This window comes from Blautia sp. 2227st1_G12_2227SCRN_220401, assembly GCF_039062885.1.
GTDB lineage: Bacteria > Bacillota > Clostridia > Lachnospirales > Lachnospiraceae > Blautia_A > Blautia_A fusiformis.
The window spans coordinates 83,232-89,687 of sequence record NZ_JBCLNI010000014.1; the positions used below are offsets into that span (position 1 = coordinate 83,232).

Annotated in this window: 5 protein-coding genes, 2 tRNA genes, 1 pseudogene and 1 riboswitch; of the genes and pseudogenes, 4 read left to right on the forward strand and 4 right to left on the reverse strand. The window is 44.7% G+C overall.

Annotation, left to right across the window (positions count from 1 at the left end):
• The first annotated feature begins 305 nt into the window (after positions 1-305).
• Positions 306-1,490 carry an iron-containing alcohol dehydrogenase gene (locus ABCM67_RS09070; RefSeq protein WP_118752498.1) on the forward strand — a complete coding sequence of 395 codons (1,185 nt, stop codon included), beginning with the start codon at positions 306-308 and terminating at the stop codon, positions 1,488-1,490.
• 130 nt (positions 1,491-1,620) lie between these two features.
• Positions 1,621-1,693 (forward strand) — tRNA-Phe (locus ABCM67_RS09075).
• A 104-nt stretch (positions 1,694-1,797) separates the two neighbouring features.
• Here ABCM67_RS09075 and ABCM67_RS09080 read toward each other — a convergent pair.
• Entirely contained in the window at positions 1,798-2,877 is a 1,080-nt protein-coding gene (locus tag ABCM67_RS09080; protein WP_044961645.1) for a 3D domain-containing protein, read from the reverse strand.
• A 161-nt stretch (positions 2,878-3,038) separates the two neighbouring features.
• Here ABCM67_RS09080 and ABCM67_RS09085 point away from each other — a divergent pair, with 161 nt between their 5' ends.
• A complete protein-coding gene (locus ABCM67_RS09085) occupies positions 3,039-3,728 on the forward strand; it encodes a lysozyme family protein (RefSeq protein ID WP_147603473.1) in 690 nt (229 codons plus the stop codon).
• Positions 3,729-3,894: 166 nt separating this feature from the next.
• Positions 3,895-3,967: transfer RNA gene (locus ABCM67_RS09090), tRNA-Gly, on the forward strand.
• 165 nt (positions 3,968-4,132) lie between these two features.
• Here the strand turns inward: ABCM67_RS09090 and ABCM67_RS09095 are convergent.
• From ABCM67_RS09095 to ABCM67_RS09105, 3 genes and pseudogenes are all read right to left on the reverse strand, one after another.
• Positions 4,133-5,317, reverse strand: a complete 1,185-nt coding sequence (locus ABCM67_RS09095; protein WP_147603474.1) for a phosphoribosylaminoimidazolecarboxamide formyltransferase — start codon at positions 5,315-5,317, stop codon at positions 4,133-4,135.
• 38 nt (positions 5,318-5,355) lie between these two features.
• A complete protein-coding gene (locus ABCM67_RS09100; RefSeq protein ID WP_118609036.1) occupies positions 5,356-6,069 on the reverse strand; it encodes an IMP cyclohydrolase in 714 nt (237 codons plus the stop codon).
• A gap of 86 nt (positions 6,070-6,155) precedes the next feature.
• Positions 6,156-6,237: riboswitch (ZMP/ZTP riboswitch) on the reverse strand.
• Positions 6,238-6,334: 97 nt separating this feature from the next.
• Positions 6,335-6,456: pseudogene (locus ABCM67_RS09105) on the reverse strand (N-acetylmuramoyl-L-alanine amidase); the annotation flags it as partial.

Here is a 6,456-nt window from a genome sequence, read left to right on the forward strand (position 1 = left end):
CACCTGCTTTCTTCTTCGTTTGGATCTGTTCTATAATATACGCTTCGCATTGGTCTGTTTCTGTGATCAGGTCACTTTTCCTTCACAGAAGTCATTATATCACATTCCCCCAAAATTACACCTTTTTTCAATAGCTTTTATTTGCGTCTGTTTCTCTTCTATGCTATTATTATAACGACTTTAAACCAATTAAATGAATCAAGATGATACCCCTGCGGGATCATAAATATCTGCTTGACCTGTAAGGAAACAGATTCCTTATATTTATCAATAGATCATGAATCATAAAAAGGAGCCTAATCTCTATGAGAAATTTTGAATATTTTACCCCTACCCGGGTTATTTTCGGAAAAGATACACACCTTAAGATCGGCACTGTTCTAAAAGAGCAGAACTGCAACAAAGTACTGATCCATTATGGCAGCCACAGTGCAGTAAGCTCCGGTCTGATCGATGAGATCCGATCTTCTCTGGATGAAGCTGGAATTTCCTATGTCACTCTTGGCGGTGTGGTTCCCAATCCCCGTCTCTCCAAGGTACGTGAGGGTATTGAGCTTTGCCGCAAAGAACAGGTTGATTTTCTTTTGGCTGTTGGCGGTGGCAGCGTTATTGATTCCTGCAAGGCCATCGGCTATGGACTTGCCAATCCGGATACAGATGTATGGAACTTTTTTCTCCGCACCGAAACCCCAAAAGCCTGTCTTCCTGTAGGCGTTATCCTGACGATCGCAGCTTCCGGAAGTGAAATGAGCGGATCCTGTGTGATCACCAATGAAGAGGGCTGGCTGAAACGAAGTAGTGCCCGCAACGATCTGTGCCGCCCACGTTTTGCTATTTTAAATCCCCGCCTCACCTATACCCTGCCGCAATATCAGACCGAAAGCGGCTGTGTGGATATCCTGATGCATACTATGGAACGGTACTTTGTAAATATCGAAACCATGGAGATCACCGACAGTATCAGCGAATCTCTGATGCAGACCGTGATCTATAACTCCCGGATCCTGATGAAGGAGACGGATAATTATACTGCACGGGCAGAGATCATGTGGGCCGGCAGTCTTTCCCACAATGGACTTACCGGCTGCGGAACCGGCGGTGGTGACTGGGCCTGTCACCAGCTGGAGCATGAACTGGGCGGCACCTACGATGTGGCTCACGGAGCCGGTCTTGCCGCTTTGTGGGGAAGCTGGGCACGTTACGTTTATGATGCAAATCCGGAACGCTTTGCCCAGTTTGCAGTCAATATCTTTGACATTCCCTGCAGTACCGACTTCAACAAAACTGCTCTTGCCGGCATAGAAGCCATGGAAGACTATTTCCGTTCCATCCAGATGCCTACCAGCCTTCATGAGCTTGGTCTTGATCTTACAGAAAAGGAGATTCATGATCTGGCGTTTAAATGCAGCTTTGAAGACACCCGTACCATCGGTGTGTTCAAACAGCTGAACATGAAAGATATGGAAAAAATCTATCTTGCTGCCAGATAAATCTGTAGCCATAATATTGCAGATGTTTTTTTGAAAATCAGATTTTTCAGAAAAACATCTGCTTTTTTTATTTTTTCCTTGCATTCTCTACATAAATGTGTTAAAGTAACAAAGTACTCGAAAGAGACATGCCCAGATAGCTCAGTTGGTAGAGCAGAGGACTGAAAATCCTCGTGTCGCTGGTTCGATTCCGGCTCTGGGCATTATTTTTTTACTCTGATCGCAGAATAGCCTCTGCTGGTCAGAGTTTTTTTATACAAAAAACTGCTGCAAATCCCTTGTGGAATCTACAGCAGTCTTTTTCTGATCACTGAAGCAAATAAACTTCTGTATAAAACACGCCCTTCTGCTCTGCTTCGGAGTGTGTTGCCACATATACATCAATGCAATTGGTCCGGATCGCTCCTCCGCAGTCCTCTGCAACATAAACCTGTCCATTGATCACTACTTTGGAACCGTATGGGATCTGACTCGGATCCACTGCGATCGTACGGTTGGTAGTGGCCGTTACTCCTGTGGAAGTAATTCCATTCGCCCATGGTCCGCAACAGATGCTGCACGGACAATAATGCGTGATCCGGAATGTTCCCAGTGGTTTCAGTGTCGCGTCAGAAGATACTGATACCGGCGTTCCGATCTGTACGCCAGATGCGGTACTTCCGGAACCACCTGTGGAAGTTACACCATCTACCGCATCCGCAAAAACGCCCTCCCCGGAACTCTTAGTAAGGGATCCTGCTTTTGTATTCTTTTCCTGCTCTGCCTTGGCCACTTCCGTAGCCTGATAACCTTCCAGGCAGCTGGTCGGAATATAGCCGACGTGATCTGAACCACTGTCATCTGTGTAAACGATCCTGCTCCAGATAGCATCTACCGTACCTGTTCTTTTCAGCTCATCATCCTGAAGGACCTCTCCTACAACCTCTCCGTCCTTCTTGCCGGGATAATCCAGGATATCACTGTCCTGTGCCGCTGTAACTGTATCTGTAAATTTATTTACGATCTCCGTATCACTGAGCACGCTGTCCGAAACATAACCGATGATCTTGTCCTCACCTTTCTTTTGGAAGGTCACCTTGCTCCAGCCATTGTCACAGACTGCAATTCTTTCAAGTTTCGTTCCCAGGATCACAGAACGCAGCTCTGTACCACTGTCTCCCGGATTGGACCGGATTTCCGTATTTTTCGCTGTAACATAAAGCGTATCACTCTTCGCCAAAACATTTACTGTATTTCCCGCCCCATCATCGATCTGAAACTGCTGAGGTGTTTTTTTCTCCTTTGTATATGTATCCAGTGTTGCTTCATATCCCAGTACCTCTGCTGATACGGATGCAGGGAAAAGCATAGAAGCACATAAAATAATTGCCAGAAGCTTTTTTCGCATGAAATCTTGCCTCCTTTCTTCCGGCATTCTACGGTTTGTCCCGACTATCATAGCATATCAGATCATATTTTGCAATTTCACAGGACAGTCTTCAGAAATTTTTAACAAAAAGATCATATTTTTAACTGGTCAAATCTATCCGTAACGGATACAATACTTATATGAATACAAAACACAAGAAACCAACCCTTACTAAAAAACAGCGCCACAAACTCCGTGTACAGCAGGTGCGAAGGCAGAAGATCTTTCTGACATGTCTTTTTCTGCTGATCGTGGGCTGTATCCTTCTGCGTTTTTCCAAATTTTCCGGCAGGCAGAAGGAAACCCATCAGATCAATGCAGCCTGTGAAGCTTATCGCGATGAGGTTTCCAGCGAAGCAGCACAATATGATATGTCCGACTATGTAGACCTGATCCTGGCTGTGATGATGCAGGAAAGCTCCGGACAGGGTACCGATCCCATGCAGTCCTCAGAAGGAGCCTACAACACCAGATATCCTCAGCAGCCCAATGGTATCACAGATCCTTCTTACTCTATTTCCTGTGGCATCCAGGAACTGAAATATGCTCTGGAAAAGGCCGTCTGTACCGGTCCGACTGATCTTTCCAAAATCCGTCTGGCTCTGCAGGCATACAATTTCGGAGCCGATTCCTATTTTGCTTATCTGGAAGAAAACGGTCAGACTGTGTGGACGGCCCAAAGTGCTCAGGCCTTTGCTCAGATGGCAAGCGGCAACACACAACGTGATGAAGATGATCCCCTTCATGATCCTGCCGGTCCATGGGACTATGGTGACCAATACTATCCGGATCATGTTTTGCGCTATTACCACTTAGACAATAACTCATAAACCACCGAAATATTGTCATATACAAGTTCTATTTCAGACGTCTGGAATAAACTTTATATGTTGTGTATAATTTCAAAAAAATTCCAAAAAACATTTGACAGAATATAAAATCTATGCTAATATATGTCTTGTCGCTGAGGGAAATTCTTGAAGCGATAAGGCATATGCGATAGTGGCGTAGTTGGTAACGCGCGACCTTGCCAAGGTCGAGACCGCGGGTTCGAGCCCCGTCTATCGCTCTTCAGAACTCTGAGTTTTTCAGAGTTCTTTTTTTATTTTTAAAAATATCCTTTTTCGATCAAAAAGTCCCGAGTCTGATCTCTTTTTTCCAGAAATTCAGATTCGGGACTTTATATTTTTTATCTTTTATTTCAGCTGCATATCATGGCCAAGACATGCATCCTTTAGTGGTGGAAAAGTCGGATTCCTGTAAATGCCATCACCATTCCATACTTATTACATGTATCGATAACTGCGTCATCACGTACAGATCCACCCGGCTCTGCAATATATTTTACACCGCTCTTATATGCGCGCTCGATATTATCACTGAACGGGAAGAATGCATCGGATCCCAGTGTCACGCCGGTAAGACCATTCAGCCATGCTCTCTTCTCTTCTTTTGTGAACACTTCCGGCTTCTCTGTGAATGTCTTTTCCCATGCACCATCTGCAAGGACATCCATATATTCCTCACCAATGTAAACATCAATGGCATTATCTCTCTCCGCACGTGTGATCGTGTCTTTAAACGGAAGCTCCAGTACCTTCGGGCACTGACGGAGGTACCAGTTATCTGCTTTCTGGCCTGCAAGGCGTGTACAATGTACACGGGACTGCTGTCCTGCACCAACGCCGATAGCCTGTCCATCCTTAACAAAGCATACAGAATTGGACTGTGTATATTTCAGGATGATCAGAGAAACCTTCATATCTCTCTTGGCTTCTTCCGTAAGCTCTTTATTCTCTGTTACAATATTGGAGATCAGCGCATCATCAATTGCCAGCTCCTGGCGGCCCTGCTCAAAGGTGACTCCAAATACCTGTTTGTGCTCCAAAGGTTCCGGTACATAGTTTTCATCGATCTGGATCACATTGTAATTGCCTTTTTTCTTCTGCTTCAGAATTTCAAGAGCCTCCTCTGTATATCCAGGTGCGATCACACCATCAGAAACCTCTCTCTTGATCAGCATTGCGGTATCTTTGTCGCAGACATCAGAAAGAGAAATAAAATCACCAAATGATGACATACGATCTGCACCTCTTGCTCTTGCATACGCACATGCAAGCGGGGAAAAATTCTTCCAGTCCATATCATCTACCCAGTAGATCTTTGCCAGTGTCTCATTCAGCGGAAGTCCGATGGAAGCACCTGCCGGAGATACATGCTTAAATGAAGTTGCTGCCGGAAGTCCGGTTGCTTTCTTAAGATCACGTACCAGCTGCCAGCCATTAAAGGCATCCAGGAAGTTGATGTATCCTGGTCTTCCGGAGAGTACCTGGATCGGAAGCTCACTTCCATCTGCCATATAGATCTTTGATGGTTTCTGATTTGGGTTACATCCGTATTTTAACTGTAATTCTTTCATGAAAAAGCTCCTCCGTTCTCTGTGATATCCCTATTTTCTTATTTATTCTTGTTTACGATCCTGGATTCATAATTTCCTGTCTCAATGTCAATAAAACGAACAAAGAGAGAAACTTTATTATCCTGGTTCAGGCTCTTCCAGAGGAGATCCGCAAACTCATCAATATCGTTTGGGATCTCTACCAGCTTCGGCTCTCCCTCAAAACTTGGAAGTGGATTTCCATCGCATTTATAAGTATGGATAAAACGTCCCTGTCCTGCCGCCGCATTCTCATAGGCGAATGTATAACGAAGACAGGAATCCGGATTTCCGTTATTGCTCTTTAAAATAGACATCGCATAATTGAATTTTCCGTTTTCAACATGAAGAACACCTGAAATACGAGGTGTATAGTTCGGCGCATCCGGCTCAAACTCTCTGCTGCGGAGAGACTGTTCAAAGGTGAGCTGTCTGTCCATTCCCTCATAGATCGTATCTGTCTGATCACCGTTTGTTACGATGGTCTTATTTCCAAGGACACGTACCGGTGCATAAATGATCAGGCTCGGGTCTGTAAGCTTGGATGGATCAAAAGCCTGTGTACGGATTCCTTCCCCATCCTCAACAAAAATACGGTTTCTGCTGTTCTCGCTTCTTCCCATAATAAAATATGCAGTAACTGCATGTTTCCCGTCAGCGGAACGTCCGATCACAATTCCTCTTCCCGGATAGGAATTTTCTTTCAGTTCTTTTTCAAGTGAAAATGTCGTCATTTTTCACAGTCCTCCTTGTCTAATGTAAGGCCCGGGGCTTATCCCAGGATATGAACGGTAACAAAAAACCGCCTGGACACCCCTTATCAGGCTGCCCAGGCGGTCGGCTTCTCACTTCACTGCACTCCCTGTAGGTAATCCTACTTTCCGCCAGTCATGCAGCTTCTGCTGTTATACTACAATACTTCTTCTTAATTTTCAAGCCCCTATTTTCAGAAATTATTTTTCCCGACTTCTTGTTGCTCACAAAATAAACAATAACACTTTATTTCCCCTGTAATGCATAATCTGTCTGGATCTGTGCTGCAATGTCTGATTTCATCTGGATCCATGCATCGGGATTTTCCACGTAATACTTCGGACAGTCTTTACCTGTGACATCATAAT